Origin of the sequence: Vibrio sp. YIC-376, assembly GCF_052353105.1 — a bacterium.
In the GTDB taxonomy this organism is placed as follows: domain Bacteria; phylum Pseudomonadota; class Gammaproteobacteria; order Enterobacterales; family Vibrionaceae; genus Vibrio.
Map to the genome: position 1 here is coordinate 538,295 of NZ_JBBWFK010000002.1, position 26,820 is coordinate 565,114.

General features: G+C 45.8%; 32 protein-coding genes. 16 read left to right on the forward strand and 16 right to left on the reverse strand.

The genetic code is table 11. From position 1 onward, the window contains the following. The first annotated feature begins 213 nt into the window (after positions 1-213). From fliD to WJM94_RS06730, 9 genes are all read left to right on the forward strand, one after another. On the forward strand, positions 214-1,551 hold the full coding sequence (gene fliD, locus WJM94_RS06690; RefSeq protein ID WP_444493459.1) for a flagellar filament capping protein FliD: 1,338 nt from the start codon (positions 214-216) through the stop codon (positions 1,549-1,551). Between the two features lie 19 nt (positions 1,552-1,570). Then, entirely contained in the window at positions 1,571-1,957 is a 387-nt protein-coding gene (gene fliS, locus WJM94_RS06695; RefSeq protein ID WP_444493460.1) for a flagellar export chaperone FliS, read from the forward strand. After that, a complete protein-coding gene (locus WJM94_RS06700; protein WP_444493461.1) occupies positions 1,941-2,255 on the forward strand; it encodes a LafD in 315 nt (104 codons plus the stop codon). The genes fliS and WJM94_RS06700 overlap by 17 nt, the downstream gene beginning before the upstream one ends. A 3-nt stretch (positions 2,256-2,258) precedes the next feature. Further along, the gene (locus WJM94_RS06705; protein WP_444493462.1) at positions 2,259-3,377 is read left to right on the forward strand and encodes a flagellar hook-length control protein FliK; all 1,119 of its coding nucleotides are present in this window, start codon (positions 2,259-2,261) and stop codon (positions 3,375-3,377) included. Positions 3,378-3,395: 18 nt separating this feature from the next. Further along, positions 3,396-3,899, forward strand: coding sequence for a flagellar basal body-associated FliL family protein (locus tag WJM94_RS06710; RefSeq protein ID WP_444493463.1), 504 nt, complete (start codon positions 3,396-3,398; stop codon positions 3,897-3,899). 9 nt (positions 3,900-3,908) lie between these two features. Continuing rightward, positions 3,909-4,637: a FliA/WhiG family RNA polymerase sigma factor gene (locus WJM94_RS06715; RefSeq protein WP_444493464.1), complete on the forward strand. Its 729-nt coding sequence runs from the start codon at positions 3,909-3,911 to the stop codon at positions 4,635-4,637. A 9-nt stretch (positions 4,638-4,646) separates the two neighbouring features. Then, positions 4,647-5,504 (forward strand): flagellar motor stator protein MotA, encoded by an 858-nt coding sequence (motA, locus tag WJM94_RS06720; RefSeq protein WP_444493465.1) that lies wholly within the window; start codon positions 4,647-4,649, stop codon positions 5,502-5,504. Continuing rightward, the gene (locus WJM94_RS06725; protein ID WP_444493466.1) at positions 5,504-6,478 is read left to right on the forward strand and encodes a flagellar motor protein MotB; all 975 of its coding nucleotides are present in this window, start codon (positions 5,504-5,506) and stop codon (positions 6,476-6,478) included. Before motA ends, WJM94_RS06725 begins: the two co-directional genes overlap by 1 nt. Before the next feature lie 93 nt (positions 6,479-6,571). Next, on the forward strand, positions 6,572-6,862 hold the full coding sequence (locus WJM94_RS06730) for a hypothetical protein (RefSeq protein ID WP_444493467.1): 291 nt from the start codon (positions 6,572-6,574) through the stop codon (positions 6,860-6,862). Between the two features lie 143 nt (positions 6,863-7,005). On the opposite strand, the gene WJM94_RS06735 is transcribed toward WJM94_RS06730, so the two are convergent. Genes WJM94_RS06735 through flgB form a run of 12 tightly spaced genes read right to left on the reverse strand, consistent with a single transcriptional unit; the run spans position 7,006 to position 17,008 of the window. Continuing rightward, positions 7,006-8,055, reverse strand: a complete 1,050-nt coding sequence (locus tag WJM94_RS06735; RefSeq protein ID WP_444493468.1) for a flagellin — start codon at positions 8,053-8,055, stop codon at positions 7,006-7,008. 18 nt (positions 8,056-8,073) lie between these two features. Then, positions 8,074-8,973, reverse strand: coding sequence for a flagellar hook-associated protein FlgL (gene flgL, locus WJM94_RS06740; RefSeq protein ID WP_444493469.1), 900 nt, complete (start codon positions 8,971-8,973; stop codon positions 8,074-8,076). Positions 8,974-8,988: 15 nt separating this feature from the next. Further along, positions 8,989-10,362, reverse strand: coding sequence for a flagellar hook-associated protein FlgK (gene flgK, locus WJM94_RS06745; protein WP_444493470.1), 1,374 nt, complete (start codon positions 10,360-10,362; stop codon positions 8,989-8,991). After that, on the reverse strand, positions 10,363-10,896 hold the full coding sequence (locus WJM94_RS06750; protein ID WP_444493471.1) for a rod-binding protein: 534 nt from the start codon (positions 10,894-10,896) through the stop codon (positions 10,363-10,365). Between the two features lie 10 nt (positions 10,897-10,906). Beyond that, positions 10,907-12,031 carry a flagellar basal body P-ring protein FlgI gene (locus tag WJM94_RS06755; RefSeq protein WP_444493472.1) on the reverse strand — a complete coding sequence of 375 codons (1,125 nt, stop codon included), beginning with the start codon at positions 12,029-12,031 and terminating at the stop codon, positions 10,907-10,909. Then, positions 12,031-12,708: a flagellar basal body L-ring protein FlgH gene (gene flgH / locus WJM94_RS06760; RefSeq protein ID WP_444493473.1), complete on the reverse strand. Its 678-nt coding sequence runs from the start codon at positions 12,706-12,708 to the stop codon at positions 12,031-12,033. Before flgH ends, WJM94_RS06755 begins: the two co-directional genes overlap by 1 nt. Before the next feature lie 42 nt (positions 12,709-12,750). Next, positions 12,751-13,536, reverse strand: coding sequence for a flagellar basal-body rod protein FlgG (flgG, locus tag WJM94_RS06765; RefSeq protein ID WP_444493474.1), 786 nt, complete (start codon positions 13,534-13,536; stop codon positions 12,751-12,753). A gap of 26 nt (positions 13,537-13,562) precedes the next feature. After that, the gene (locus WJM94_RS06770) at positions 13,563-14,294 is read right to left on the reverse strand and encodes a flagellar basal body rod protein FlgF (protein WP_444493475.1); all 732 of its coding nucleotides are present in this window, start codon (positions 14,292-14,294) and stop codon (positions 13,563-13,565) included. Between the two features lie 11 nt (positions 14,295-14,305). Next, positions 14,306-15,520, reverse strand: a complete 1,215-nt coding sequence (flgE, locus tag WJM94_RS06775) for a flagellar hook protein FlgE (protein ID WP_444493476.1) — start codon at positions 15,518-15,520, stop codon at positions 14,306-14,308. A 26-nt stretch (positions 15,521-15,546) separates the two neighbouring features. After that, positions 15,547-16,227, reverse strand: coding sequence for a flagellar hook assembly protein FlgD (flgD, locus tag WJM94_RS06780; protein ID WP_444493477.1), 681 nt, complete (start codon positions 16,225-16,227; stop codon positions 15,547-15,549). After that, a complete protein-coding gene (gene flgC, locus WJM94_RS06785) occupies positions 16,227-16,661 on the reverse strand; it encodes a flagellar basal body rod protein FlgC (protein ID WP_444493478.1) in 435 nt (144 codons plus the stop codon). Before flgC ends, flgD begins: the two co-directional genes overlap by 1 nt. A gap of 2 nt (positions 16,662-16,663) precedes the next feature. Then, positions 16,664-17,008, reverse strand: coding sequence for a flagellar basal body rod protein FlgB (flgB, locus tag WJM94_RS06790; RefSeq protein ID WP_444493479.1), 345 nt, complete (start codon positions 17,006-17,008; stop codon positions 16,664-16,666). Between the two features lie 51 nt (positions 17,009-17,059). Here flgB and flgA point away from each other — a divergent pair, with 51 nt between their 5' ends. From flgA to WJM94_RS06810, 4 genes are all read left to right on the forward strand, one after another. Next, a complete protein-coding gene (gene flgA, locus WJM94_RS06795; RefSeq protein ID WP_444493480.1) occupies positions 17,060-17,884 on the forward strand; it encodes a flagellar basal body P-ring formation chaperone FlgA in 825 nt (274 codons plus the stop codon). A gap of 145 nt (positions 17,885-18,029) precedes the next feature. Beyond that, a complete protein-coding gene (gene flgM, locus WJM94_RS06800; RefSeq protein WP_444493481.1) occupies positions 18,030-18,311 on the forward strand; it encodes a flagellar biosynthesis anti-sigma factor FlgM in 282 nt (93 codons plus the stop codon). Positions 18,312-18,345: 34 nt separating this feature from the next. Continuing rightward, complete coding sequence (locus tag WJM94_RS06805; RefSeq protein ID WP_444493482.1) at positions 18,346-18,783, forward strand: flagellar protein FlgN; 438 nt, start codon at positions 18,346-18,348, stop codon at positions 18,781-18,783. Next, the gene (locus tag WJM94_RS06810) at positions 18,780-19,499 is read left to right on the forward strand and encodes a lytic transglycosylase domain-containing protein (protein ID WP_444493483.1); all 720 of its coding nucleotides are present in this window, start codon (positions 18,780-18,782) and stop codon (positions 19,497-19,499) included. Before WJM94_RS06805 ends, WJM94_RS06810 begins: the two co-directional genes overlap by 4 nt. A gap of 81 nt (positions 19,500-19,580) precedes the next feature. On the opposite strand, the gene WJM94_RS06815 is transcribed toward WJM94_RS06810, so the two are convergent. The 3 genes from WJM94_RS06815 to WJM94_RS06825 all read right to left on the reverse strand — a co-directional run bounded on the left by WJM94_RS06815 (position 19,581) and on the right by WJM94_RS06825 (position 21,394). Beyond that, positions 19,581-19,961 (reverse strand): hypothetical protein, encoded by a 381-nt coding sequence (locus tag WJM94_RS06815; RefSeq protein WP_444493484.1) that lies wholly within the window; start codon positions 19,959-19,961, stop codon positions 19,581-19,583. Between the two features lie 151 nt (positions 19,962-20,112). Then, the gene (locus WJM94_RS06820) at positions 20,113-20,502 is read right to left on the reverse strand and encodes a cytochrome b562 (RefSeq protein ID WP_444493485.1); all 390 of its coding nucleotides are present in this window, start codon (positions 20,500-20,502) and stop codon (positions 20,113-20,115) included. A gap of 139 nt (positions 20,503-20,641) precedes the next feature. Beyond that, a complete protein-coding gene (locus WJM94_RS06825) occupies positions 20,642-21,394 on the reverse strand; it encodes a phosphatase (protein WP_444493532.1) in 753 nt (250 codons plus the stop codon). Positions 21,395-21,690: 296 nt separating this feature from the next. On the opposite strand from WJM94_RS06825, the gene WJM94_RS06830 reads away from it, so the two are divergent. After that, entirely contained in the window at positions 21,691-22,716 is a 1,026-nt protein-coding gene (locus WJM94_RS06830; protein WP_444493486.1) for a S1 family peptidase, read from the forward strand. A 109-nt stretch (positions 22,717-22,825) separates the two neighbouring features. Here the strand turns inward: WJM94_RS06830 and WJM94_RS06835 are convergent, their stop codons facing one another. Further along, entirely contained in the window at positions 22,826-23,113 is a 288-nt protein-coding gene (locus WJM94_RS06835; RefSeq protein WP_444493487.1) for a hypothetical protein, read from the reverse strand. Positions 23,114-23,368: 255 nt separating this feature from the next. Here WJM94_RS06835 and WJM94_RS06840 point away from each other — a divergent pair, with 255 nt between their 5' ends. Then, positions 23,369-24,235, forward strand: a complete 867-nt coding sequence (locus tag WJM94_RS06840; RefSeq protein WP_444493488.1) for a DMT family transporter — start codon at positions 23,369-23,371, stop codon at positions 24,233-24,235. A gap of 397 nt (positions 24,236-24,632) precedes the next feature. Beyond that, positions 24,633-26,813: an FUSC family protein gene (locus tag WJM94_RS06845; RefSeq protein WP_444493489.1), complete on the forward strand. Its 2,181-nt coding sequence runs from the start codon at positions 24,633-24,635 to the stop codon at positions 26,811-26,813. Positions 26,814-26,820 lie beyond the last annotated feature (7 nt).

Consider the following 26,820-nt stretch of genomic DNA (forward strand, 5'->3'; position numbering starts at 1 on the left):
TTTTACTACTAAAAGCATCCTCAAGTAACACGCGAGGAAAAGCGGAACTGGTCATATGGAATGGCCGCTTCCGTAAAATAGACAAATCAAACATAAGATATTGTTAAATAAACATTTATTTTCTGGCACTCATCTTGCTCAAAAGTCACTAATGGAGCACACGATGATGCGCGACAATAACCTAAAACCTAGCGACAATATGGGAGTACTCCAATGAGTTCATTAGATCCAATTTCGATGGCGACCCAATTGGCAACATATGATGTCCAATCTTTTCAAACACGCTATTCGACACAGACAAAGCAATACCAGTCACAGCTAGATGCGCTACAAAAAGTTGAAAGCGCGTTACGTGAATTTCGCACTGCTGTGGATGAAATGAACAGTAGTACTAGCAGCATCATCAAGAACAGCGCTACCACCTCAGAAGACGGATTCTTCTCTGCCACTGCCGACGCCAATGCACTTTCAGGCAGCTATCAGATATTTGTCGAGCAGGTTGCGACCGCTCATCAGGTTTCCGCAACGCTACCAACAACACTCGATTCGACGACAGAAATACCATTAACCGGAATGATGGAATTTACGGTTAACGGCAATACCATGACACTTGATTTATCTACTATCGACATCGACGGAGATGGCATCGCAACCATGGCGGATCTGGTCAAGGCCATCAATAACGACGCTAATAATCCTGGCGTCAACGCCACACTGGTCCGCTCCAACGGGCAAACACATTTTATGCTCTCCAGTGAAGAAACTGGTGTCGCAAACAGCATCAGTGTAACCACTTCCGGCACAGGCCAAACCTGGTTTGAAGATGGCTTCAATACGCTTAAAGACATTACTACCCCTCAAGACGCCATCATCTGGCTAGGCGCGAAAGATACCGGTCTTAAGCTGACAGAGAGTAGTAACACATTCAGCAGCGTCATTGATGGGGTTGATATTACGGTCACAAAAGCACAAAGCGCAACTGACGCGGCTTTAACACTGGATATTGGCGCTGATGAAGAGGCAACCAAAGAACAGGTGACTAAATTCATCGACGCCTATAACTCTCTGGTATCGACCATCGATAAATATTCGAAAATAGATAGTGACACAGAGACACGTCCAGTTCTGGCAAGTGATCCAACTTTACGTTCAATAGAAAGCCAGCTCAACGCCATGATTCGTAGTGAGTTTGGCGGTCTGCGTCTGGCCGATGTCGGGATAGAGATTGATCGCGAGGGCAAGATGAAGCTGGACTCTGACAAGTTTGAACAGGCTCAGCTTAATAACAGTGCCGCTCTGGAAGACATGTTCAATGGTGACGGTAACCTCCTAGATTCACTAGACACTATAGTGGAACCGTACCTGCAATTCTCATCCGGATTATTCAAATCGCGCAAGGACGCTATCCAACAAAGTATCGATCGCATCAGTGATAAGCAAGTTGTGCTCGAACGTAAATACGATATGGCGTACGACCGCTACCTAAAACAATTTACTCAAATGAACACCATTATGCGTCAGATGGAACAAACCATGAGCATGTTTGGTTAATAGCGACTAGGAGACAGTTATGTTAATGGGCTCAGATTACGACTCATACCAACAAGTAGAGCTGGATGCACAGGCTGCGTCTGCATCCCCGCATCAGTTAGTTGTGATGTTACTTGATGGATTACTTGATGAGATAGAACGCATTCGTGGTCATATCAGCACTGAGCGCTTGGCAGAAAAAGGGACAGCCATCAACAAATGTATGAACATCATTATTGGTCTCGACAGTGCGCTGGATATGGAAAACGGCGGCGAAATCGCAGAGCACCTCCACCAGCTCTATGATTTTTGCCAGCTAGAGCTCTATCAGGCAAGCATCAACAACGACCTGAGCAAGCTAACTACCGTAGAGAAGGTAATGAATAACATTCGAGAAGGTTGGGTGAATTTTGGTCAACAAGCATAAAGTGTCTCCAGAGCGTTTTCGTCATCTATCTAAGCTGATACAAATTTCTTTTAAAACAAAAGATTGGAGTAGTCTTCAACGACACGACATGAAGCTGAGAGAACTGCTTACCAGCCATAAATCCCAACTTCAGGATCCACAACTGGCTCTGGAAATCGACAATCTCAGGGCTGTTCACAAAGAAGCGTTTGCAGCTCTGGAACAAGCCATGAAGGAGCTCGGCGAAGATCTGTCTACAGCAGTAGCACACAATGAACGAGCAAAAGCGTATGAGCTTGCAGTCAGCATGGAGTATTGAGTGATGAACACGCCTTTACTGCAAGCGACCAATTCAAAAGCGCCCTCATCAAGGCCGCAGGAAGCCAATATTCACGAGGCTCGTCCCTCAGGTTACTCTGACGAAGCGAAAATCAGCTTTCAGTTACCAGAACAGGAAGCCAAGCCTATAGCACTAGAGGTTTCCGATTCACTGGAAGAGCAGTTGGTATCGTCCGAAACGCTGGTATTTACACAAATGGCGCCGGTATCAACAATGAACACTCATAGCGGTACCACTCCGAATAATCCGCAATTGTTCATCGCAGGTGAACTTTCACCAGTAGACCCGGCTGGGGATGCCAAATCGTTAACTGGCACTTCTCTTTCTGAGGATCAGGCTGCTATGGCGGCTTTGTTAAAGTTAAGCGAAAATAAGTCGAATAAAGCACTGAACATGCCGGCATCTTCCGCTTTCTATACTTCTTCATCTGTATCCACCTATGGTGCAGAAAGAGGACTTCAGCAAACAGCAATATTGAACTCAGCTAGCGAAACTAATAGCAGTTCCCAGTTAACTATGTCCTCTAACGAGCCTATATCACCGCTATCCCGCAACCTAATCTCAAAGGAATTATTGCCTAACGCCATCGCGATCCAAAGCCATGCTCCGTCTGCTCCCCCCCATACTCAGACCGCATTACATTTTGGTGCTCCGTATCAAGTACACAGTGCGGAATGGGCAAGCATAAAAGTGGACACCAGCGCCGCGAAATGGGGGGAGCAAATGATGCAGGTGCTTCATGACAGAGTCACATTGCAGGCTCAGCAAAGCATGCAAGAAGCGAAGATTCGTCTTGATCCACCGGAACTTGGGAAACTAAACCTGATAGTCCGTGTGGAAGGTGACACGCTGAACGTTCAGATTAACGCCAATGCCGCATCCACCAGAGAAGCACTGGTGCAGGTTTCAGAGCGGTTACGCGCCGAGCTGCAAAATCAGAACTTTGTGAATGTAAATGTCAATGTTGGCTCAGATGACAGCAGCCAGCAGCAAACAGCGCAGCAGGAACTGGATCATTTCACTATTTTCTCAGCACGAGACACCAGTAAACCTGACTCTTTATCAAACCTGTCTGAGCACTGGCTCAGTACGCAAGCATAATTTTCGAGGAATAAAGTTATGTCTAAAAAGCAACTGCTTGCCGTAGTTATTTCGGTAGTGATCACCAGTGCCCTCGTATCAGCCGGAACACTGGTTGGTGGTTTCTGGTTCTTGACAAAATCTGACAAGAGTAACGAAACCAAGGGGTGGCTTGAAGATACTCCTCTTGCATTTCTGGCCGAGGCAAAACAAGAAGAAGGGGAAGCCAAGCCAAGTTTCCATTCTCTGGAAAAAGTGGTGCTCAGTGTCAAAGGCAAAAAGCAATCCCATTTCGTGATGCTTGAAGTCGCGATTGAAACCAGACACTTAGATCGCATTAAAGCTATCGATGACTACATGCCTGTTGTCCGCAACTCCTTACTCAAGCTTTTCAGTGATAAGACATATGAAACGCTAAGCGAACACGGCGCAATAAATCAACTACAAGAAGAAGTGAAACAAAGCATTCTCCTGGCTTTCGCTGATACCGATATCGTTCACGATATCGACGATATTTTGCTGACTAAGTATGTAGTCCAGTAGGTAGAAACTATGTTGGATATCCATTTTCAGGAAGAATATGGGATGGAGGGAGACATCCACTCTCCGTCAAATCCCATCGATGAAAACAAACTTCTTGAGCAACACCAGATTCTGGTAAAGCGTATCGTCAACCAGCTAAAGGTCCATGCTACTCAGCATTGCAGCATTGAAGATATGCAACAAATTGGTCTTATCGGACTACTTGAAGCAGGCCGCCGTTATGGAGACATCGATGACCCGAATTTTCCTGCATTTGCTGTCTGCCGGATTCGTGGTGCGATTCTGGATGAACTGCGCCGTCTGGACTGGCGTTCTCGCAAGACTCGTCAGCAAGCACATGAACTTAATGACGTAACTCGTGACCTGACTCGTTCCCTTGGCAGACAACCTTCAGATGCCGAGATCATACAGGCACTCGGGACAGATCAAGAAGATTACCTAGCGCGCCAAAATGCGTCACTGGCAGGTGAAATGCAAAGTCTGGATCAGCTCATTGAACATGGCATCGAAACACATTTAGACGCACATTATGACGGCATGGCTCACGAGCAGGTGCGGCGCAGTCTGGAGTCAGCGATGGAGTGCCTTCCTAAACGCGATCAGTTGATGCTCACCCTATTCTATCAGCATGAACTCAACCTTAATGAAATAGCACTGGTGCTTAACCTGACGCCTCCCAGAGTTTGTCAGCTACACAAGCAAGCACTTAAGCAACTCAACCAATACCTGTCCTCCTAGGAGTTACAAATGCAAAAATTTTTTGGAGCCATTACCATACTATTGTGCGTATTCGGCGGATATATGTGGGCCGGCGGGAAGATGGGCGCAATTTGGCAGCCTGCTGAGTTTCTTATCATAATTGGTGCCGCCTTCGGATCTTTGATCGTCGGTAACCCGCCACAAGTACTTAAGGAAATGCGCAGCCAGCTGCGTGGCACGATTTCCGGTGCGAAGAATGAACGCGAATACTATATGGAGCTAATGGCCCTGCTTCAGAGTCTGCTGGAAACAGTGAGAAACGGAGGATTTAAGTCTCTGGATAGCCACATTGAAGAGCCGCAAAACAGCAGTTTGATCAAACGCTATCCTCTGGTCGCGGCTGACTATCGTCTTATTTCTTTTATTACTGACAACCTGCGTCTGATGGCGATGGGACAGATGTCACCTCATGAGTTGGAAGGTCTTTTAGAACAGGAAATTGATGCCATCGAGACTGATCTGCTTCTTCCATCACGCTCATTACAACGTACTTCTGAGGCACTCCCGGGATTTGGGATACTGGCGGCGGTAGGCGGCATCATTATTACCATGCAAGCGATTGACGGCTCTATAGCCATGGTGGGCTACCACGTAGCAGCAGCGCTGGTCGGCACCTTTGTTGGCATATTCGGTTGTTATTGCTGTCTTGACCCACTGAGTAATGCCATGGCGCAACGCGTAAAACGCAATATGTCTGCGTTTGAATGCGTTCGAGAAACGCTTGTTGCTTACGTCGCTAAAAAACCAACCTTGCTCGCAATCGATGCTGGCCGTAAGCACATCCAACTGGACATAAAGCCTACCTTTAACCAGATGGAAAAATGGCTGGCTGAGCAGGAGGCGTAATGCAAAAGCAAGAACATGTGGTGTTCAAACGGATAAAAGCGGCCAAACACGAAGAACATCACGGGGGGGCATGGAAAGTCGCATTTGCGGACTTCATGATCGCTCTGATGGCGCTCTTTCTTGTGCTGTGGATCATTCAGGTGGTTGATCAGGATGAACGCGAAGCCATTATGGCTCAGCTGCATAGTGTCAGCGTTTTCGAGAATAACTACAGTAACCCTTTCGATACCTCCCAGAGTCTGTCACCTATTGATTTGGCATCAGATTCTTCGGTACCAAGCCATCATGACTCAACTCATACCGTTAGCTCATTTTTTCAGGGGGATGGTGATGGCCCGGAAACGGACTCATTAATACCAGGTAACTATGACACTCAGGAACGACTTGCGGCTCTGGCCAAAGTTGTAGAAAACACCGTAAGACAAAGCCGCGCTCAAGGCAACGTTGACATAACCGTCACACCACAAGGTTTGCGTATTGCGCTTCAGGATGACTATAAACAGCATATGTTTAGCCGTGGTGGAGCCGAACTGACCCCCTTCTTTGAAGATTTGCTACTGGCAATGGCTCCTGTATTTGAGAGGGTGACCAATCCGCTTATCATCAGCGGACATACCGACTCTACCCAATTTAAACAACGCTTTGGTCGTGCAACCAACTGGGAGCTCTCAGCATCTCGAGCGAATGCAGCGAGACAAACCTTAGTCGCCGGAGGAATGCCGGATGAACGTGTCCTGCAAGTCACGGGAATGTCCGATCGGGCTCTTCTTAATCAGCAAGACCCGGAGTCAAGTGAGAATCGTCGCATTGAGTTATTTGTTCTTACCACTGCCGCCGCGCAGGTACTGGAAACTTTCTTTGGCAACCAAAACGATGGTGAATTACAAAAAGCGAAAGAAAAAGCAGAGTTCAATCAACCTGTTATTCGGCAAAGGGTGATAGACGCACCGGCTGTCAGCTCTGAAAAAGTATAAAATCAATATCGAGCACTTTTCCATTACCGTTCTGTAGCTGGCCATTTTCATGACTGGAATGGTCAGCTTCTGAACTCTAAACCTTATGTAAGCATGCGTATGTCTCATCACGTTGAAAATCAAAAAAAAGACGGGTTAAAAAAGGCCTTTCTGTGGCTGATCATCATAGATTATGCACTGCTCTCGTTTTTTCTCAGCCAGTTATACAACCTGACGCTAAACAGCGGTACCGCTATCAGCATGCTTCTTGTTATATATAATGTGTTACTGACATTTTTGTGCTTCCAGCGTACAGAAAGGCAAGATGCCTACATCATCTACCCTACACTTTCCGCAACCTTATTAGCGTTTACCTGCTTTCTCTATTTCTTTTTTTTGGTATGAATCCCACTTTTCTTCTCTCTTGATGGAAGATACGGTAATCAACGTACAAGTTCATTAACGTATCTATATCGATGTTCAGAGTTGCTCGAACAAGCAGGTTACTGGAGGGGATAAATTATTGTATCTGTCGTGAAGTAATGAGGTTAGCCACGCATCAAAGCTACGACGGTATGTCGCTTTACATTAGCCTGAGCATTCAAAGCTTTAAACGCAGAAGTAAACGGACCTGAAGAAGTCAGCGCATCAAGCTGAGCGAGCTTCTCGTTAACTTCGTTTGGAGACAACATATTGGACTGATTTCGAATGGACTGCATTTGCGAACTGAGATCCGCATTGATTTCCCGTGCCGTCTCAAGACTCCTCTGCACTTGTTTCAAATGCTGATTTACCTTGATGATGGTATTTTTTATCCCGTCTCTTGATCCCAAATCAAACGTCAGTTCGTGAATACCATCGGGCTCAGATTTTAGATTCAACAAGTTTGGCTGACCCGCAGGGAAACGATAGCCTTGCCCCGTGACCATAACCTTCTGCTGCATCTGCTGATAAGCCTTTTCCGATGATTCGAACAAAATTGTCCCATCATTGGCAAGTGAAGCCCGCAAGCCTAGAGGAACAAGACTGCGATCGAGCATTTTTACCGTTTGATTGCCGTCTGAACGGCCATCAAACTGCACCATGACGGACTGTCCCTGCGGAAAATCAAGTCGTATCTGCTCTGCACGTTCGCTTTGACGATGAACATTGAGTCCTGGAATCGAAAAGCGACGTACATCCGCTTTGCTTAATGTCAGGTTAAGCTCATTATCTACGACTCTATTTCCATCGAAACGAGTCTCTTCAAGGACGCTGCGAATATTGTCTTTTGAACGCGTTAACTCTTTTTGTAACGCCGGCTGTTTGTCTGCTCCATGATTCAGTGCCTGAGTCAGGCCTCGCTTAACCATAGTCAGCTCTTTTCCTACAGTCTGTAGCGCTTTTGTTGCTATCTGCACTGATGTGGCTTGTTGTTGTCCCTGTGTCAGCATTACGCTGGAAACGGAGTACGAAAATGGGAGAGTTGTTCGACTTGTTACATTGCGTAAAGTACTGACGCCAGATGCGTCAGTACCTCGGGAAGACGTGATAGAGGTATTATCTCTGCCTGGTACTCGCAGATCATACGAGCGAACCTCTACGGTACTCATTACCATAACTGGAAATCCTGCCTATTAAATCCGGTCAAACAAACTCAGATCTTGAATCTTCACATAGCTTGCCTGCGTTGCTTGCAGGGCTGCCATATAGTTACTTAAACGGACCGATGCTTCTGCGTAATCCAAAGCGGACAGATCGGAGTTAACCTTATCGACAAACAGCTTATTTTCGCCATGCGCATTATTCAGCATTTCCAAGTTGTTATGGTTGCCGCCAATCTCAGACATCGCGCCGAGCACATTCTCGTGAGTAGCATCTATCGCGGTTATCGACGCTTCGACTTTGGTTCTGAAATCAGCAGTAGGGTTGCGGAATTCAGCGATCAACGTATCTATCTCGTTAAGCACATTGCTACCGCCACCAAGGTCAAGGATCTCCGCAGCAGTCATGTTTGATTCCATCGTCACACCTTTCGCCACTGTGACGACACGCTTGTCGGCATTGCCTTCTATTACATAGGTTCCTGTTGCATTCGTCAGTGCGGCAATGTCACTTTTCGTGCCAGAAAACAGGTAATGACCTTCTTCATCCTGAGCATTAAACGACGACGCCACTCCATTACGCAGGCTTTCTAGTTCAATGATGATCCCTGTGCGATCATCACTGCTTAACGACCCGTTTGCTCCCCAGAGAACGAGCTCCCGCATTCTCTGCAGACTTTCATTCGCACTACCAAGGTGAACTTCCTGACTAGAGAGTGTGCTCTTCACGTTGGCAATGTTTGACTGATACTGGTCAATCGCTGCGCCTTCACGATCTAAGTTAAGCAAGCGTATTGATGCCATCGGATCATCCGACAGCTTAGTCAGACGGTTACCTGTGGCCATCTGCTGCATCACCTCACCTAATCCAGCATTGTTGCGCTCTAGGCTCTGCATCATCATCTGGCTAAATTGAGTATCACTGATTCGCATCTTCCTTCCCTACCCTTAGAATAACTGGAGAACCGTATCAAAAAGCTGATTAGCGGTACTGATCACTTTCATATTAGCGTTGTGCGCATTCGCAAACGTCATTAAGTTTGCCGCTTCTTCATCGCTGTTCACGGCGCTGACATTGTCACGAGCAGCAATTGCCTGCTGATTCATCGCAGACTTAGCCTGATAATCAGCTTCCGCCTGACGCGCCTTAATTGCCGTTTCACCAACCATTGCAGTGAACGCATCGTTTAGCGTCAGAGAACCAAATCCAGAGACACTCATCGGTTTGTTACTCAGCGCAATCAGATCCGTTAATACATAGGCGTTGCCCGGATTTCCATCGGAGGAAAAAGCCAACTGATTAGGCTCAATGTCGGTGACCGCAAGACTAGAGGCTGGATTCGCCGGATCGTAACTAAATAAAGGCGTTCCCGGATTGCCGTTAAGATCCGTACCTGATGCCAGCACGGCATTAAATTCATCGGCAAGTGCTTGCGCCATATCGTCAATCGCGGCTTTATATGGCTCAAGTACATTTTGCTGATAATCATTTAACGCACCTAACTGACCGCCTTGCACATCAGCGACAATGAAGCTTTGTGTACCAAACTCCACTTCCATCGTTGGCAGGTTCGAACCTGAAGGATCAGGGGTCGCTTTGAGTTCACCATGATCGCCACCCATTATCAGCGGTTGCCCGGACGCCAACATGACCTGAATACCACCATTTGCCTGAGTGGTTGTTTTAACGTCTATAAAATTAGACAGTTCACCAATCAGCATGTCACGCGTGTCGAGCAGAGTGGCAGAGTTTCCGCCCGTCCCCTGCGACTCTACGATCTGTTTGTTAATGTCTGCGATATTGCTCAGCAAGGTGTTCGTGTGGTTAATTGCCGCGTTTCGCTGGTCGTCCACGTTTTGTAACTGGCTGTATAAGGATTCGTTTAGCGTATTAAAACGAAGGCTCAGGGCCTCCGCTTCGTTAATGATCTGCTGACGATAAGGAATCGATTCCGGTTTCACCGTCGCGTCATTCAAACTGGCAAATAGCGCATCAAATCCCGAAGATAAGTTAAGGCCATCAGCACTTAGCGTATTTTCCAGTTGGTTCATATTTGTGGTGTAGCGAGAGGCATAAGAGGCAAAGCTGTTCGTCGACCAAATCTGTTTCACCAGATACTCATCAGTAACTCGACGAATACTGGACACTTCTACTCCGATACCCGGACTAAGACGATCATATTTGCCGCCTTCTACTGATGCCATCAACGCCTGTTGCCGACTGTAACCTTGTGTATTTACGTTTGCCACGTTTTGGGCCGTGACATCCAAAGCAACTCGGTTAGCATTCAGACCAGATAAAGCGATATTGATGAGACTCATTTACAGCTCCCTTTTACGAATCAATGGCTGCGCAAAAGCAGTGGAATGCACTTCCTGCTGCGCCTGCTTAACAGAGGCGACCATTTCACTTGAAAGATGTATTTTCCGATTCAAATTAGTTGATGCATCCGTTGATCCTTCCTCAGTATCAACGAATGTGAGCCGACTATCATTCGCTGCCAGTATGTTGCCGCGGGTTTCAGACGTAACTCCGTTATCCGAAGTACCTAACTGCTGAACCAACATATCAGCGATACCCGAACGCTGCTTTTGTGCCATATTGATGGCCAACTGTCCGTCATACATATCGCGAAACACTCCTTGCTGTTGGCTGGCGAAGGGGCTGTCATCATCCGCCAGTACATCACTACTGCTGCGCATCTGACGCAGTACCATCTGCAAAAACATCGCTTCAAACTGCTCGGCTACCACCTCCAGCGCCTCTCCTTGCTGATTGTTTTGCTTGATTTGCTTCAGAGTATTGTTGTCGTGATAGAGCACAGAGCTCTGTTCATTTAGCCCTTCCAAATTCATAGTGAACTCCTTAAATCACCACAAGTTCCGCATTTAACGCGCCAGCTTCGTATAATGCTTGTAAGATCGACATCAAGTCGGTTGGTGTCGCGCCCAAGCTATTTACCGCATTCACAATCGTTTTTAATTCAGTGCCAGATGGCCAGATCACCATCTGCGCTGTATCTTCTCGGACATCCAGTTCGGAGCGGTCAACAACCTGAGTTTCGCCTCCATTCGCAAATGGGCCGGGTTGGCTTACCTGCTGAGCCTCAGAGATAGTGACAGTGAGGTTACCGTGACTGACCGCAGCTTCACTGACTTTTACGTTTTGACCGACCACAACAGTGCCAGTACGAGAGTTAAATACAATCCGTGCCGGCTTGCGTCCTTCAACAACTTTAAGCTCTTCCAGCATCGACATCATGACGACACGTTGCTGGCTATCTTTCGGGGCTTGGACGTCTATACGCACATTATTGACCGCGACCGCTACTTTAGGACCAAAGATATTATTCACTTCTCTGGTGATGTTTTTCGCAGTGGTAAAGCTAGGTTTGCGTAAATTCAATACGATTTTTTCCTGCTGGTTGAAGTCGCTCGGTATCTCCCTCTCCAGAATAGCTCCGTCAGGGATTCGTCCGGTTGTCGGCGTGTTGACGACAACCTTAGAGCCACTTTGACCTTCCGCAGAAACACCGCCAACGACTAAATTTCCCTGTGCTACTGCGTAGACTTCGCCATCAATACCTCGCAGAGGCGTCAGTAGCAAAGTACCGCCTCGCAAGCTTTTTGCATCGCCGAGAGACGAGACAATCACATTCAGTTTCTGCCCCGGGCCAGAGTTAGGGGAAACAACGGCAGTGACACTTACCGAAGCGACATTACGCAATTTTGGATTCGCATTGTCATCAATTTGAACGCCGAACTGGCGCAGCATGTTGGTCACAGACTGTGAGGTAAAACTGACTTGGTTGCGGTCGCCCTGACCATCCAAACCAACCACCAAACCATATCCGACCAATTGGTTTTCACGGATTCCCTGTACATCTACTAGATCCATGATAGGAATAGCGACTTGAGCTTGAGACACCGGAGTAAACCCAAGCGACAAAAATAGAGATAAAACAAGAAGAAAAGAGTTGCAGTATTTCATTAAAACGGAACCCAAGGACTGTTGAATAGTTGCGACAGCCAGCCTGCAGCATTGCTGTCAGCCAGTGCGCCTCGACCTGAGTAGGTGATCCTTGCATCACCGATTCGTGCAGAAGATACACGGTTGTTCCGGCTGATATCATCGACTCGGACAATCCCGGTCAGACGAATAAATTCGTCGCCTTGATTAAGACGAAGCCATTTTTCACCGCTTACGCGCAATACGCCATTAGGCAGCACTTCATGAACGGTGACAGTAATTTGTCCTTCAAGTCTGTTGCCTTGAGAGCTTGATGCACTGCCATCGAAACTGCGATCGCCATTAACGCTCGCACTCAAATCATTAAAGGTTTTATTACCAAAAACCGGGGCAGTAAATCCGATATTAGAACTTTTATCATATTGAGTATCGGCGGTTTTACTCGACTCCGTCTCTTCAGAAAGTACGACAGTCAGTATATCGCCGACACGGTAGGCACGCCTGTCCTGAAACAGCGTCACAAGATAGTTGTGACGATAAAGGCTACCCGCTTTTGCTTCCGGCAACGAGTAGTCTAGTTTCGGCGGCGCGTATTTTTCTTCATCGGGCTTAGGCGGAACAAATTCCTCGCGACCAGCACATCCGGCCAACAGAATAACTGCAGCCGCCACTATCCAGCCTTTAGAAAAAACGTTCATTGGTAGTTCCTTTATCATCACACTTTTATTTCTAATTGCGCATTACATTGATTGGGCGACAAACTTCAGCATGTCGTCAGCAGCGGACACAACTTTTGCGTTCATCTCATACGCTCGCTGAGTGGTGATCATGTCGACCATCTCTTCCACGACCTGTACGTTTGAACCTTCCAGCGCACCTTGTTTGATACTGCCGGCACCATCTTCACCCGCAATTAACTCATCTGCCGGACCACTGGCCTCCGTTTCACGAAACAAGTTTCCGCCAACAGCTTCAAGACCTGCTGGGTTAACGAAATTAGCCAAAGTGATCTGACCTAAGTTTTGCGGTCTTACATCTGCAGCCGTGGTCGCGGTTACCGTGCCATCAACACCCACAGACAGAGAAATGGCGTCTTCTGGAATTTGAATTTGTGGTTCTAAAGGTAAGCCTTGTGTATTCACCATCAGCCCTTCTGAGTTGACATGAAACTGACCATTACGGGTGTACATGATCTGGCCATCAGAGTTTTCTATCTGAAAAAAGCCCTGCCCCATAACGGCAAGATCGAGTTCCTGACTGGTGTTTTGAGTATTACCTTGGGTAAAGACTTTCTGTGTACCGACAACTCGAACACCGCTGCCTAGCTGTACCCCACTCGGGAGTTCGTTAACCTGATCAACAGCGGCACCTGGCTGACGCTGAATGCTATAGAACAGGTCTTCAAACACAACGCGGTCACGCTTAAAGCCTACCGTGTTTACGTTAGCCAGGTTGTTCGAAATGGCGGTCATCTTAGTGTCCTGAGCCGCCATGCCCGTTTTACTTACCCATAGTGCTGAATGCATTACTTTCTACTCCTGTACATCCACGTTTAGCGAGATGCCATCAATTTGTTTCCGGCTTGAGCAAGTGTCTCAGCGGTTTTCATCATGCGAACCTGCATCTCAAAATTACGAGTCAGAGACATCACATTAAGCAGTTCATCAATGGCAGAGACGTTACTGCCTTCAATATGCCCTTGTGCGAGTTGAACCGTCTGATCAGCTTCGAACTGAACCTCATTCACACTGTGTAAAAGACCATCACTACCTTTTTGTAACTGCCCCTGTTGTGGATTGACCAACTTCAACGTCCCCACCACCAACTCGGCACCACCACCAGGTGGAATCACAGAGATCTGACCGCGCTCGCTGATTTCCACTTTTTGGTAGTCTGGAAGTACTACAGGACCACCATCACCAATCACAGGGAAGCCATTGATGCCGAGCGCACCAAAGGTATCAACGGAAATATTACCCGCGCGCGTGTACGCTTCTTGCCCATCCGCAGTCTCCACGGTCAGGAAGCCATCTCCCATAATGGCAATATCGAGTGGTCTTCCGGTCTTAATCACATCACCCGCATCAAAACGCGTAGCAGCAGAATTACTTGAAACCAACGTACGGCCATCGAATCCCGCGCCCTGAAGCGCGGTACTTTTTACCTGCTCCATATCAGCGCGAAAGCCAGCGGTGTCTGCGTTTGATAAGTTGTTTGAGCGTACGTGCTGAGCCTGAAGAACCCGGCTAGCACCCGACGTTGCAGTAAATAACAAACTATCCATTTCAAACTCCGTTAAATGGCGTTAAACAACGCCTGAGTTAACTGGTCGTTAGTTGAAATAGTTTTGGCATTCGCTTGATAGTTGCGCTGAGCCGTCATCAGGTTAACGAGCTCACTGGTTAGGTCTACGTTAGAACCTTCCAGCGCTCCCGGTGTTAAGTCGCCTAGAGTGCCAGAGCCCGGAATACCAACGATTGGAGCGCCAGAGTTAAAGCTCTGGCTCCATGAAGTACCACTGACTTTTGACAAAGCCTGAGGGTTAGCAAAATCTGCCAGTACCAGTTGTCCCTGCAGCTGAGACTGACCATTCGTGAATGTCGCATACACCATGCCGTTGTCTTCAACACGCACACCCGCCAATTCACCAGAACTGTAGCCATTAGGGTTATTGGTACTAACACCAAATGCCGCACCAAACTGCGTCGAGTCGCCTAGATCAATATCGATACTCATTGCATTCGCGCCTGCAGCGTCGAATGAGACATTAAATGGCCCCACTGGCGTATCCAGCGAACCATCATTGTTGAATGTAATTGTTTTAGACCCCTGAACACCATCTACCTCTGCCACTGTAGTACCGCCATCCACCTGAACGTTTACTTCCCAAGTGTTCGATGAGGTTTTAGTGAAATACTGGGTTACGGTGTGCGTATTGCCTAAGGAGTCATAAACCTGCGAGGTGTAAGAAGAATTGAATGAGTCAGGGTCATTAGGGTTGAACGGGTTCACTGCAGGATCGATCGTTGAAGCACTGGCATCAAAGTTGGCAACAAAACTCAGACTATCTGTCGCTTTCGCAGCTAAGTTGGCCGTTGAAATCTGTAAATCGCCTACCGCACCAGTTTGAAGGGTATTGTTGTTATCCACACTGTAACCCTGAAGCTTAGCCCCGGTATTACCCACGATGTAATTGTTTTTATCCGTACCAAAGACGCCCGCCCGCGTATAGAGAGTCTGTCCTGCGCTGTCTTTGGTTACGAAAAAACCTGTACCGTTGATCGCTAGGTCCATCGCGCGTCCAGTTCCACTGACCGATCCATTTTTATCAAAGTTTTGTGAAACAGCGGCAACTTCCACACCACCCGGTTGCATGCCGTTATAAACTGCAGCGAACTCGGTGCGTGCCCCTTTAAAACCGTATGTCGATGCGTTAGCAATGTTGTTACTGATAGTACTCAATTCTGTGTTAGTAACATCAAGACCGCTAAGTGCAATATTAAAACTCATAACTAACCTCTGTGTTCCTTATTTGGCTAAGCGCCAAACTGACTGATTTGATAGAAAGGTACGCTGCCGACGCCTTCGATATTGACAAACGAAGTACCGCTAGAGCCTGAAATTTTGACGTTCTCTACCTGACCAGATAGAAGAATGTTGGGTGCTTGCTGGCCTTCCTGTACTTCTACAGACAGAGAGTAATGGCCTGGTTTAAGTCCGAGCTCTTCAGGATCGATAGAGAAATCAACTTCACCTGCCGGATGAGCGCCAAGCGGAATTTCTCTTGATTGGCCAAATTCATCGGTCACCACTAGGTTCACCTGATTTGAGCTGTGCGCAAGTTCCACTTTTCCGCTCTGCACGCCTTCACGCAAATCAAATTCATTTCCATAGACATACACTGTTTGCCCGACGAGCCCTGCGGTTGATAGCACCTGCATGTTATCCAAACGAACCATGCTGCTTTGCATAATGTTGGCCATATTCTCCGTACTCTGAACCTGAGAGAACTGCGCCAGTTGACCTACATATTCAGTGCCATCTAAAGGATTGAGTGGATCCTGATTTTGGATTTGCGCCACCATCAAAGAAATAAATTCGTTTTCCAGTGACGACGCGCTGTTCATATCTAACGGGTTGTTTGAGATGCCAGCCGTCGTGGACGACGTCTGAGTCGGAGTGTCAGCCGTTAAAGCGGTATATTGAGCAATACTCATTAGCTACCCTGCCCTAGTTTCAACAGCCCCTGCTGCATGCTTTTCACATTTGCAAGAACCTCAACGTTGGTTTCGAAGCTGCGAGTTGCTGACATCATGTCCGCCATTTCAGACACGACATCAATGTCTGGGTAATAAACATAGCCTTCGTCGTTTGCTAGCGGATGACCCGGTTCAAAACGCTTTTCAGGCTCACTAGCACTCTGTACTACATCGACAATCTTTACTTCTGCACTTGGATACGCATCGTTACTCATTGCGAGCTGCGTCTTACCATAGACAGTTGCAAAAACCGGCTTCAGCGCTTTGTACGCGTCATCTGGATTTGCGGATACCGCATCCGCATTTGCCAGGTTACTCGCCACAGTATTTAATCGTACTGTCTGAGCGTTCATCGCTGAACCTGCAATGGAGTAAATATCGGTAAATGACATCGTTAACGCCCTTCTATTGCTCTTGCCAACCCGTTGAATTTCATATTTAGAAATGTCAGGCTGGTCTGAAAATCCATGCTGTTTTGTGTAAACTTTCCTTGCTCAACACCAAGTTCCACAGTGTTACCATCCTTGCTGTTTTGGAATGGAATCGCATACTGAGTTGAAATCTGCAGTCGAGGTGACGCTGACGTTTGACTCATTACCGTGGTAAAACTGAGGTCTTTCGCCAAATATCCTGGGGTATCAACATTCGCTAGGTTACTCGCAAGGACTTTGGTACGCTGAACGCGAAAATTCAGCGACTCCGGATGTACACCCAACGCATTTTCAAAATTGATAGCCATGCATTTTTCCCTTAAGGTTGGCTCGAATACCTGCAGATAGAAACAAAATGCATGCCAGAAAATAAGGTCTTATATAACAACGTGTTACAAAGGAATGGGAAATCAGACTTCCTGCTTGCGGAAGCAAATCTCGTAAGTAGGAAACCGCTTATTTCCTCCGTATTAAAAGCGGGGGTACTCTGCCTATCACTGCATGTTTCTCCACTAGCAGCAGCGGAGCTGACCATGTCCGTGGATTCGATTCAGCAAGCGGTAAGCAGCGACTTTGAACAAGAGGTCAACCATCAAGCGAGCATCAATAACTGGCAGGACTATAAACTCAGTTATGACATCAGGGTGCCGAGTTCCGCGAATCATCTTCCTCGGTGTCCAGAACCTTTGGTGATCTCTGGCCGCGATAATCAAACCATACCAGTGGGAAACCTGAAACGTGCCGTTAGTTGTGAAAGCTTAGACGTATCGTGGCGAATTAACATCTCAATCAAATCTGCTTTGAATTTGGACGTTGTCGTCGCCAACACATTAATTCAGAGAGACCAAGCGTTAACGTCGAACGCACTACGAATTGAAAAACGGACGTTAACCCGTCCTCAAGATTTCTTTTCTTCGATTGACCAAGCCGTTGGCAAACAGGCTGCGCGACGCATCCGTAGCGGACAACTTATTAACCCCAACTCTCTGAGTGCGCCCAACATGGTGAAGAAAGGCAATCAGGTCGTGATCGTTGCCTCTAAAGACGGATTTACCGCTTCAACAAAAGGCGTAGCACTTGAAGACGGAATGAAAGGTCAGCAAATAGAGGTACAGAACAGCGCTTCTGGTAAGAACATCAAAGCCGTTGTTACGGGGCTAAACCGGGTACAAACGCAGTTCTGAACTTCGCTGAAATAAGTCAATTGGAAGGCAAACCTGAAAATAAACAGCCTTCTAAAAGTTCACAAAAAAAAATGACAATTTAAGCTTAATTTTCCCCGCTTTTAGTCGCTTATAAGTGATAAGAGTGATGATTTAGGATAGTGATATGAAAATCGACAAAGTTACAGGAAGCCACTTAGCACAAACCAGACTCAGTCAGGAGTCCACCAAAGCTGTTGAAGTCGCACCCTCAAAGAAAGCGGCAGAAGCCACATTAAACGTCAATACCATAGCGTTGGACAAAGCAATGGTTGAGATGGAAGCCCTGCCAGACGTAGATATGGAAAAAGTCGAAAAAATCCGTAATGCGCTAGCTCGCGGCGAGCTCAATCTGGATACAAAAGCACTGTCTCAGGCGGTGATGCAATTCCATACTGGTCACGAATAGACAGCGTAAAAAACGTAATTACAGGATTATCTGCATGGCCTCAGAAAAGCAATTGCTTATACAGGAATTTATCCAATCAATTGGTAAAGATATTGAACTTTATCAACAGCTAATGGTGTTACAGCAGAAACAAAGTGCCTTGTATCTGACATTCGACGCGGCTGCGCTGAGCGACAACGTTGCCAAGCAAACTCCGATACTCGGCCGATTGAATCTTAATGCACAAAAGCGTAGCCAGTGCATGAAAAAACTGGGATTGCCAACAAATGAAATAGGGGTAAGCAAAATTTTCTCTGTGCTACCGGATAAACTAAGTGTCACAGTTAAAAAACAGTGGCATCAGTTAGGAACGCTGATAAAGCAGTGCCAGCAATACAATCAAAAAAATGGACAAAGCTCAGCCTCTTTTCATGAACTCATAAACCAATTTACAGGTTCATATCAGGATACATACGAAGATCAGTTAGTTTGATTGTCTTAACCCGCCCAAACAACTTTACAACTTGCTACCTTCTGCGCTTACTACGTACGGCGAGTTTATTTACGCTGGTCTGCATTTGCCAGACACTACACGCTGCGCCGTCTCAGTTCGCGATAGATAGTGAGCTCACGACACTTCGTCCTTATCAAACCCAAATTCAACAACGGTTAGACTCAAATCTATCCCTTATCCATCAGATATTTACACTACTGGATAAGCATAAGCTTCCAGAGATTTTTATCTTGGTCCCGATGTTAGAATCGTCTTATAGAACAGATGTCGTGTCACATGCCAACGCTGCCGGTCTTTGGCAACTGATGCCCGCTACAGCAAAGCGATTTGGCCTGACTGTTGATGAGCACACGGATGAGCGATTTGATACCACGGCCAGTTCTCAAGCCGCGATCGATTACTTAGCCTTTTTGTACCATAAATTTGAAGGGAATCTGGCACTTACTCTAGCGGCTTATAATGCGGGAGAGGGACGGATAGCCAGAGCGATTAAACAAGCAAACAGCAGAAATTTCGTGAACCTGAAGCTTCCTGAGGAAACCCAGCGCTACGTCGCTCGGTTTTATGCTTTACAGACCATCATCAATATAAACAAACTTCACAACCAAAACAGATATCTTCTGTTTCTGTATGGGCATAAAAATAGTGAACCTTTGGTAGATTTAGCACCTTTACCACCTCTCATCTTGCTCTAAATTCACAAAATCGATCCGAAGATACTGAGAGGGTTGCCCCAAGGCGAAAGGCTTAAATTTCTGGGAGAGAAGTTCTTAGGGTTATCCCGAAGGAGTGGAAAAGTATTTTGATATGGTAAAAGGTGGTGCGCGAGGAACTGGCGTTTCAAATCGTACGCTTAGAGCCAAAAAAGCGTAACTGTCAGAAATAACCCAGCTCAGTCGTGAAAGTAAAGGTGTAGTTGGAAGTGAGTCGTGATGAAAGGGTGAATAGTGACTGAATGGACAAGGCTTCCCCTGGTGAGTGACTGTGTTATCAGCGTCTTCAACCTGTATCAGTTCGAATCCGTTAAGCGTACAAAGCGTTGCCCACACGCCCATGCTGTTACCATGAGCATTGATAACAGGCATTAGCGTTACCAGGCCCCAACTGAAGGCGCTAGCAAACAACATCGAACGATAAAACGGAATTAATCTACGCATAACGGTGACTTAACAAATTTCACACAGCGTAACCAATTCTAACTACAAGCTCAACAAAGGATTACAGACTCAGTGTTATTTTGCTGACAGAGACAATAAAGCCCGCAGAGTCGCGGGCTTGTTTCAATCTTTGCAGTGCTGTCCATCAAAATTAACCGAACAGCTTGCTCCAGATACTTGGGTTGCGTTTGTCGTGGTATTCTTCACGAAGACTATCGATTTCGAGCAGTTGCTGTTTGGCTTCGGTCAGGTTGCCAGCATCTAAGTCTGCTTCGATTTTGTCTAACGTTACCGACAACTTGTTGAAGCCTTCAAGGAACGTATCAAACTTTTCTGGTGGGTAGTTCCCACTCTTAGATTGCTCTACGATCGCTTGCAAGCTATCAATTGCGGACTTCATGGTTTCAACATCCGACGCTTCAGCCGCTTGTTTGAAATCCATCTTCATCTGTTTCATGTTTTGTTTTAGATCGACCGCTTCCGCCATTGCATAGCTTGAGCACAACGCAATCGCACACCCTAAAACTAAAGGACGTAACATCTTCACTTCTCCATATTTAGTGCCGAATTCTATGTCGGCTTTGTTTACCACAGTCATCCAACGTGCTGGATTACTCGGATACTTAATCTACGCAGTGTAAAGGAAACACACTAAGGGTGCATTCCAAAAATGTAATCGTTTATGCGTGGAACAATTCATCATATTCTGCAATTGGTTCACGTCCACGTAACTCCAGGAAGGATAAGAACTGCTTTGTCGAGTATGTAATGACTTTTTCACTGTTAATAGCAACTCTGTCCATCAACTCTCCAACCAGGTCGAGATTCCCTACATCGTGGCAGAAATGTGCGTCGCTACCTGTAGTGAAGAACACACCTAACTCTTTGCCTATCTGAGCAATCTCATGACAACGCTCAACGCTCCCAACACGACTGTTCCCCTTCAGGGTGGTATTGTTAATCTCAATCGCGACGTTATGTTCTTTGGCGCATTTCAAGACGGTTTCAAAATCAAAGTCAAAATTTGGATTTCCTAAATGCCCAAGCGCATCAACACGGCCACTTTGAATAACGTTGAGCAACGCTTCTGTGTGGGTAGCCTTATTAGATGGAATAAAGACAGGTTCGTGAAAACTGGCAATGACCCAATCAAGGTTACGATCAACACTGGAAGGGATATCGATCTCACCTTCCGTATTGAGAATATTGGCTTCAACTCCACGAATGATTGCAACGCCTTCAAGGTAACGAGGCAGAATTTTTTGATTTGAGAAAAACCAGTAGTGAGGCGCACCTGGCATCGACTCTGCGTGATCGGTAGTACAGAACATTTCTAATCCGTTCTCTTTTGCCGACTTAGCATTTTCAATCAGCGTACTATAGGCATGACCGCTAGCGTACGTATGTGTGTGAGTATCAACCTTAAATTCCATCATTATGTCTCTGGGGGCGCAAATTTGCAGTTATTGTATACCCTCAAGATGATAAGATGTAGCACTCCCTGTTTATACAGGGTTTGAAGCCAAAGACTTCAACATGTCAAACCCTCCAAGGATTCAACATTTCCCGCCAACCTTTTTTATCAACAACTATCACTCGCCTTCGCCTCATACTGATAAGAGATAGGCTTGATACCAGTATGAAAAGTGAGATTGGATAGAAGCAATGTTGTGCTTGTTGGAGTCTTGACTACAGTAAATACAATAACTCTAAATACAAGGATAAGGTTATGAGGGTAAATCATCTTTTGATAAGCGGGGCTTGCCTAATTTTTCCCATGACCACTTACGCAGATTCGAGTCTTTCAGACCAAGATATTTCCACTGCCATTATTGGCGGTGAGCCAACAACTTTGAATCAAGCGCCCTTTTTCGCACGTTTAATTTTGTATAAAACTGGGGCAAATGAATTCGCCAATATCTGCGGCGGTTCTATCGTGAATGACCGTTTCATTTTAACTGCTGCGCATTGTGTCGAATCCGATGTTTTTAGTGATGGGTGGAGTACTGACGATCTGCGTGTTTTAGTGAAAAACCCGACGATGGACGACGTTTATGTATCCGAATTTAAAGACGTTAGCAGAATCACTATTCATCCAGGATACGACCCGAATGACTTGTGGATTAATGATCTCGCGCTACTCGAACTTTCTCGTCCTATCACTGATAACGTTCAATCCATCACTTTGCCACAAGATTTTGGCGATTACAGTGACGCTTCTGTATATCAAATATTTGGCTTGGGACAGACATCAACCACGGACACATCTGCACCAAACTATTTACGCTGGGCAGAAGTTGATCCTCTCACCGATTCCGAGTGCGCCGCTTTGGTTTCCGGATTCAATTCACAAGAGACCTTGTGTGCGAATGGCTTTGAAGACAGAGATTATACCGGGATTTGCCGCGGGGATTCCGGTGGCCCACTGACCTATGTGGACGACAATGGTACGTACCAACAGATTGGCATCGTTAGCTATGGCTCATCTATCTGTGAGTCTGCTTCCATACCAAGTGTATTTACCGAAATACTCAACTACACAACATGGATCGAAAATCAAACCAGCTCAGGGATTATAACCAGTTATGATCCAGTGTTAGCCGCCACGGAAGATTACCATAGTGAGGGTGATTCTGAGGTTTTTGTCGATGACAGTGATGATGACGGCGGTAGCAGTGGTGGCTCTCTTGGCGCTGGCCTCTTGATGATAGGGGGATGGCTGGGTTGGATACGTCGTCGCAAACAAAATAGCTAGTTAATGCTGACAGCGAGGTATTAGGCACCCGCTAATAAACTGAGTATCCATAAAAACTGAGCCTCCAGAACGCAAACAGCCTTCCCGTCACGAGAAGGCTGTTTTGTATTTAACGACGAATATAAATCGAAGTTGAGTTAGCTACTTTACCATCTGGGATTCGGAACCCAACTTTTAACATTGTGTTGTATAGCACCTTGTTAAACAGCTCTAGTTCAACGGTCTCTTTGCCGTGAGATTTCTGCTCAGTTTTCAGTTCTGGAAATCTCGAAATCGCCTCTTTTTGAATACTCGTCAATTCATCGGTATTAATGCTCTGCTTACTCAGCAGTTTAGTTCCTATAAAACTTTCGTATGCACGAGCGCACTTCATCAATCGCAAAACAAAATCATTCATCGTTGTCGTTCTTTTTCGTAGTAGCCTGACGTTAGGAACACGTTTCGATTTTGTGTTCCGACCTTCCGAAAAGATAGCAAGAAGGATTGCAATTGATGTGTAGGAAAAATCCCAATGGGTCGAGAGAAAATGGTGACTTTCATCTAGCTTTCAATCAATTAACAATTCAAAAACACCGCACCCAATGTATGCAACAAATTGATGCATCTATATTAACGGCTACACTGATTCTATGACCATAAATTAGGATGGGAAATGATAACTTTTTTGCTGACCGTCGTCGTAATGCTCGCTTTTGCTGCCAACTCACTTTTGTGTCGAGCAGCCTTAGTGGACGGACTTAGCGATGCGGGGAGTTTTACAATCATCCGGTTAATTTCCGGTGCCGCGACTCTGATTTTTTTTCTTCTTGTAACCGGCACCTGGAAAACTGAAAAGCCAACCAGTCGTTTTAGAATACTGGCGGGCTTGACGTTGTTTGGCTATGCCGTGTTAATTTCATACGCTTATTTAAATTTGGCAGCAGGTACAGGCGCACTACTTTTATTCGGTGCCGTACAGCTTACGCTTTTGACATTGCATTGGTGGCAAGGTGAACGCTTTAAGATCCTAGAAGTAATAGGCATTGCTGTGTCAGTTATCGGTTTTGCTTGGTTGATGCTGCCATCAGCGACACGCCCGGATATTTGGTCGACAGTTCTCATTGTCATATCAGGTATTTGCTGGGCGCTATTTACTGCACTAGGCAAGCAAGCACCTTCACCAAGTAGCGGGATCGCCTGGGGGTTTATCGCTGCATCGGTAATCAGTTTGCTTGTTTCTCCGATGTTACTGACCTCTGTAACTTTCACTCTCAAAGGAGTGTTACTTGCCGTGTCATCAGGAGCACTCACCTCTGGGATTGGTTACCTATTGTGGTATCACGTGATACAGAAACTCTCCCTACTACAAGCGGCTGTCAGCCAACTCTCCGTGCCAGTGATCGCTTTAGTATTGGGCTCACTCCTGCTGGGTGAGACTCTTTCGTTTCATTCTATCCTCACCAGTTCAATCATCTTGGGTGGTATCGCACTGGTCTTTTTATCTCGCTCTCAAAATGTAAACAAAAATGAGACAACTTGATAAAAAATAAAACTTTTCCTCTCATATCAGCATTCATCATCTATTCTTTTTAAAAGTAGAGTCATGAATGACATGGGATGAAAGTCCCCTGCTTAACGTCTGGCGATTAATAGAATTGAAAAAATCTTGGCTAGGAAACACCGATAAATCTGTTTCATAAATAAGACTCGCAGTAAGTAACTGTTTTGAGCATTTTTTCTTTCTCCCTAGTGATGGCAAGGGTTAGACAAAGATTGACTACTTAATGCGCATTTTGTTTTGACAATAGATTTACAATCCGCCTCTTTTTGCTCGCTATATTCCGCCAACCCAAATATATTTAGAACAAAACTCTAAATTTTAACTTTTACTAACAAAATCATCAATTTAAAAAGATAGGCCTGAGCAAATTTTGATTATGAACGACAAAATTAAATTCGCTATAAAAGTATCGCTTAGCCTCACGTTGGCTTATCTAATCCCCTTTGCTATGGGGTGGCCACAGGCGTCTACCGCAGCGACCACTGTGATGCTGATTGCTACAACAGGCAGTCGTCGCGAATCTCTCGCTAAAGGGACCCTACGTGTGCTGGGGACCTTGGTAGGGGCTGTCGTTGGTTTGCTGTTAGTGGGGCTGTTTGCACAGGATCGCATTCTATACATGCTATCCGTTTCCCTCGTCGTGTCATTTATCTTTTATTTTCGCAACGCTTACCAAAAAGATCCTACCCTTCTAATGCTAACTGGGGTCATGACTCTCATGATGTCCAATGGTGGTGATGCGGATGGCGCTTTTCTTTACGGGATCGATCGCGCATACATGACAGTATTTGGAGTGGTTGTCTATACGCTTGTCGGCACGTTCTTATTCCCGGTCAAAACAGAGCAAAACCTGCGACAGCTCATCGAACAGTTGAATCAAACTCAGCAGGCTTTGTTTGGTGTGATTGTTCATAACTTTGAACAAAGACATGAAAAGCATCAACAAAACGATAACGAGGCGGAATCTCCGGAAGCATCTGAGAGCAGAGCCACTCAACTCAATATAGATAAACTTACCGAGGAAGTATTTGTAGCACAGAATAATCTGGAGCAGCGTTTTGCAACCGTCAGTGCCGAATGCAGTGATGTTTCAGCTTATATCAAAGAATGGCGCTTAGCCGTTCACCTCAGCAAGCAAATTACTCAGCAATTATCCGTTGCCGTGCATAGCCACTTTAGTGTGGAAGACGATCGCAAATGCATAGATAACTTTGATGAAACCATCGCAGAAATTGAACAGCTATTCCAAACTTGCCAACAAGTTTGGGACAGCAAAGAGCAGGTTTATCGTACCAAGGAATTTAAGGTCGACTTCAACCAAGAATCATTAGATTCGGTATCTCACCTAACGAAAGGCTCCGCAGTCACACTAGGCGTTCTTCTGGAATCCATGCATCAGAGCCTTTCACGTCTGGCAGAAAGCATTAGTTGTATTGATTCAGTAACCAATAACGTTTCATTCGAAGTTGAACTGCCAAAACCAAAAGGTAAGTTTTTATGGTGGGATGCAGAAAACTTCAAAACAGCGGTTAAAACTTTTGTAACCTATTGGGTCGCAGGACTTATTTGGATCTACTTTAATCCACCAGGTGGCTACTCATTTGTCATCTTCTCAACCATGTTTATGTCGTTGCTATCATTCGTACCCGTGCATCCCATTTTACTGCTGGTGCTGTTTACGTTTGGTTTCTTATTCGCGGTGCCGTCATACCTGTTTATATTGCCACAGATGGATCTTGGGCTAGAACTTGGGCTGTTTATCTTTATCTATACATTTATTGGTTTTTACCTTTTCAACGGCCCGATAACGATCTTTTACATGGTCGGTCTGTTTGTGCTGGGACTGGACAATAATATGTTCTACCACTTCGGGATCTTAATGACGATCATGACTCTGTTTTACATGGTCGTATTCATGATCATTTTTGCTCATTACTTCCCGTTCAGTTCAAGGCCAGAACACTTATTCTTAACGTTGAAAGAGCGATATTTCCGGCATATACGCTCTCTGTTTGTCACCTACCAAAAGCAATCGAGCTCTTTTCTGACACCGTTAAAACGCGCTCTGCATTTGGTGACGTTGAACGTGTCGGCAAAAAAACTCAAAGTGTGGGGTTCAAAAATAAACCACAAACATTTTGACCAAACGACCCCAGAAGCTATTGGTGCATTTAGTAAAGCTTGCGAAGTACTATGCAATCATATTAATGTGCTCATGATTGCAGAAAGGAAATTATTGGCTAACCCACTGATAAACAAACTTCGTCAGCAACATCGCGACTCCATCATACCTATGATGGCTGGGGCTTTAGCTAGTCATCAAGTAACAGAAGAACTCGATTCCGTTTTTTCTCAATACAGTAAGGATTACCAATCCTTTGAAGACAAACTGGAAGATTTTTTTAGTGAGTTGGATTTATCTGACTACGCTTATTCAGAGATAGCCGGTTTTTATATCTTGCTGAATTTAAAACGGAACGTATTCGAGGCAATAAAACATTGCAAGCAAACCTACGAGGATATCGATTGGGTGAACTTACAGCAGAAGCGGTTTTAAAGGTGGG

Excerpts from the sequence above, each read along its gene's own strand:
- flgG (WP_444493474.1), bottom strand. The coding sequence starts at position 13,536 with ATGCATTCAGCACTATGGGTAAGTAAAACGGGCATGGCGGCTCAGGAC.
- flgB (WP_444493479.1), bottom strand. The coding sequence starts at position 17,008 with ATGGCTATCAATTTTGAAAATGCGTTGGGTGTACATCCGGAGTCGCTG.
- fliD (WP_444493459.1), top strand. The coding sequence starts at position 214 with ATGAGTTCATTAGATCCAATTTCGATGGCGACCCAATTGGCAACATAT.
- flgK (WP_444493470.1), bottom strand. The coding sequence starts at position 10,362 with ATGAGTCTCATCAATATCGCTTTATCTGGTCTGAATGCTAACCGAGTT.
- WJM94_RS06830 (WP_444493486.1), top strand. The coding sequence starts at position 21,691 with ATGAGGGTAAATCATCTTTTGATAAGCGGGGCTTGCCTAATTTTTCCC.
- flgM (WP_444493481.1), top strand. The coding sequence starts at position 18,030 with ATGAAAATCGACAAAGTTACAGGAAGCCACTTAGCACAAACCAGACTC.
- WJM94_RS06805 (WP_444493482.1), top strand. The coding sequence starts at position 18,346 with ATGGCCTCAGAAAAGCAATTGCTTATACAGGAATTTATCCAATCAATT.
- WJM94_RS06735 (WP_444493468.1), bottom strand. The coding sequence starts at position 8,055 with ATGGTAATGAGTACCGTAGAGGTTCGCTCGTATGATCTGCGAGTACCA.
- WJM94_RS06845 (WP_444493489.1), top strand. The coding sequence starts at position 24,633 with ATGAACGACAAAATTAAATTCGCTATAAAAGTATCGCTTAGCCTCACG.
- flgL (WP_444493469.1), bottom strand. The coding sequence starts at position 8,973 with ATGCGAATCAGTGATACTCAATTTAGCCAGATGATGATGCAGAGCCTA.
- WJM94_RS06820 (WP_444493485.1), bottom strand. The coding sequence starts at position 20,502 with ATGTTACGTCCTTTAGTTTTAGGGTGTGCGATTGCGTTGTGCTCAAGC.
- WJM94_RS06750 (WP_444493471.1), bottom strand. The coding sequence starts at position 10,896 with ATGAATTTGGAAGGGCTAAATGAACAGAGCTCTGTGCTCTATCACGAC.
- WJM94_RS06815 (WP_444493484.1), bottom strand. The coding sequence starts at position 19,961 with ATGCGTAGATTAATTCCGTTTTATCGTTCGATGTTGTTTGCTAGCGCC.
- fliS (WP_444493460.1), top strand. The coding sequence starts at position 1,571 with ATGTTAATGGGCTCAGATTACGACTCATACCAACAAGTAGAGCTGGAT.
- flgD (WP_444493477.1), bottom strand. The coding sequence starts at position 16,227 with ATGAGTATTGCTCAATATACCGCTTTAACGGCTGACACTCCGACTCAG.
- flgH (WP_444493473.1), bottom strand. The coding sequence starts at position 12,708 with ATGAACGTTTTTTCTAAAGGCTGGATAGTGGCGGCTGCAGTTATTCTG.
- WJM94_RS06770 (WP_444493475.1), bottom strand. The coding sequence starts at position 14,294 with ATGGATAGTTTGTTATTTACTGCAACGTCGGGTGCTAGCCGGGTTCTT.
- WJM94_RS06725 (WP_444493466.1), top strand. The coding sequence starts at position 5,504 with ATGCAAAAGCAAGAACATGTGGTGTTCAAACGGATAAAAGCGGCCAAA.
- WJM94_RS06730 (WP_444493467.1), top strand. The coding sequence starts at position 6,572 with ATGCGTATGTCTCATCACGTTGAAAATCAAAAAAAAGACGGGTTAAAA.
- flgE (WP_444493476.1), bottom strand. The coding sequence starts at position 15,520 with ATGAGTTTTAATATTGCACTTAGCGGTCTTGATGTTACTAACACAGAA.
- WJM94_RS06835 (WP_444493487.1), bottom strand. The coding sequence starts at position 23,113 with ATGAATGATTTTGTTTTGCGATTGATGAAGTGCGCTCGTGCATACGAA.
- flgC (WP_444493478.1), bottom strand. The coding sequence starts at position 16,661 with ATGTCATTTACCGATATTTACTCCATTGCAGGTTCAGCGATGAACGCT.
- WJM94_RS06840 (WP_444493488.1), top strand. The coding sequence starts at position 23,369 with ATGATAACTTTTTTGCTGACCGTCGTCGTAATGCTCGCTTTTGCTGCC.
- WJM94_RS06715 (WP_444493464.1), top strand. The coding sequence starts at position 3,909 with ATGTTGGATATCCATTTTCAGGAAGAATATGGGATGGAGGGAGACATC.
- WJM94_RS06755 (WP_444493472.1), bottom strand. The coding sequence starts at position 12,031 with ATGAAATACTGCAACTCTTTTCTTCTTGTTTTATCTCTATTTTTGTCG.
- flgA (WP_444493480.1), top strand. The coding sequence starts at position 17,060 with ATGCCAGAAAATAAGGTCTTATATAACAACGTGTTACAAAGGAATGGG.
- WJM94_RS06825 (WP_444493532.1), bottom strand. The coding sequence starts at position 21,394 with ATGGAATTTAAGGTTGATACTCACACACATACGTACGCTAGCGGTCAT.
- motA (WP_444493465.1), top strand. The coding sequence starts at position 4,647 with ATGCAAAAATTTTTTGGAGCCATTACCATACTATTGTGCGTATTCGGC.
- WJM94_RS06705 (WP_444493462.1), top strand. The coding sequence starts at position 2,259 with ATGAACACGCCTTTACTGCAAGCGACCAATTCAAAAGCGCCCTCATCA.
- WJM94_RS06710 (WP_444493463.1), top strand. The coding sequence starts at position 3,396 with ATGTCTAAAAAGCAACTGCTTGCCGTAGTTATTTCGGTAGTGATCACC.